General features: G+C 58.1%; 1 protein-coding gene. It reads left to right on the top strand.

What is annotated here, in order from left to right:
- Nucleotides 1–192: 192 nt before the first annotated feature.
- A partial coding sequence (locus E1297_RS01425; protein ID WP_155132959.1) for a hypothetical protein occupies nt 193–992 on the top strand: 800 nt, incomplete at its 3' end.

Raw genomic sequence — 992 nt, 5'->3', positions numbered from 1 at the left:
ACGGCGACCAAAGAACGCCCTTTGCGTAATAGGGCGGGGAAGACGTTAAGTTTTCACCGCAGCGCTAACATCGGTCCTGAGATCTCGTCGGAGGTTTGGCCTCTGGCGATTCGAATTCTTTCAGGGATTTGCCGCGAGGTCCGCCGAAGGGCAAAATGGAATAGGCGACATTCGGAGCATTCAGGGGGAGACATGACGGACAACGGTTCGGGGACGGTTTCGGATTCGGCGGCTCGGGGGGATTTCGGAAGAAACGTTCCGAGTATGTCGAACTGGCTGATGTGGGCCGGACAGTCGAAGGTGATCAAGAAGGGGGTTCAGGACCTTGACTCTCATCAGAAAACCGCCGTTCTGGACATCTTGAAGAGAATGTCGGGGACCTGCAAGACGCGGGGTTCCTTCTTCGACTACAGCAGTCTGGAGCGTCTCGTCACCGCGATAGAGCAGGACATCCCGTCAATGGAAGTTCTGGTCGATCCGTATCTGTGGCCTCGGAAGCTCGCGTCGCGCCAGGCGGTCATGCTTGGCCGGGGTTTGCTGAAAAACATCTCGGACATGAGGGAGGGTCGGCAGCTTGTTCAACACGAGCTTCTCTATCAGTACGGAGGCGTGAAGAAGGCGTTCAAGCTCGCGGCCGCGGGCGACTTTGGAGCCTTCGATGACATCGCCCGGGCGCTCGAGTCATTGAAGCGGGATTATTGCGGCGATCCGATCGCGGGGAACATGGCTAAGTCGATCGACTACGTCTGCGCCTGTATGGGGTCGAAGCTGTCCATGGGCAGGGTGTCTCAATCGATAGCCCAGATGCGCTCGGACGGGGTCTTTGCGACTTCGTACGAGGACGCCATCCTGCGCGCGGCGGAGGATGGTTGGCAGTTCCTGGCGTGGTCAGAACCGGGACCGCAGTGGGACACGGCGGCAGAGTTACTTTATCTGGCATCAGTGGAATGTGATTTTCTCAAGGATGATCCAGAAGCGCGGCAAACCCCTTC

Source organism: Roseibium sp. RKSG952 (genome assembly GCF_009711355.1).
The sequence above is the reverse complement of the archived record's forward strand: the minus strand, read 5'-3'. Positions and strand labels throughout refer to the sequence as shown.